We start from the raw sequence: 403 nt of genomic DNA, 5'->3' as shown, positions 1-403 counted from the left end.
ACACTGACGACATCAGTGGGGGTGGTTTCCGCGGCGAAATCGACGGTGACGTCGGCATCGGCCAGTTGTGCCGGGCCAAATGGCGCCCGACGGGTAATACTGGCCATTTTGGTGGTGCAAAAACTGAACAGCCAATCACCGTTGCTCAACAGGCCGTTAAATACACCTTGTTGGGCGTATTCTTCGGCCAGACTAACGAGTGTACGGGCGAGTTGCTCCGGCATGGCATCGCGAGGCAGGTTTTGCCGTACCTGATTCATCAGGTCGCAAAATATTTCTTCGCTGTCGGTATCGCCGACGGCTTCATATGTTCCGACCAGGCGCACAAAGTGCGGAATCTGGCCGTTGTGGGCAAATACCCAATAGCGACCCCATAGCTCACGGGTAAACGGGTGGGTATTGG

At 55.8% G+C, this 403-nt stretch carries 1 protein-coding gene; it reads right to left on the bottom strand.

Going from position 1 to position 403, the window contains the following annotated elements:
* A partial coding sequence (locus tag Q4563_RS16630; protein ID WP_303605277.1) for a class II glutamine amidotransferase occupies positions 1 to 403 on the bottom strand: 403 nt, incomplete at both ends.

This window comes from Gilvimarinus sp. 1_MG-2023 (assembly GCF_030548285.1).
Note: the sequence above shows the minus strand (reverse complement) of the source record. Positions and strands in the feature narration are given on the sequence as shown.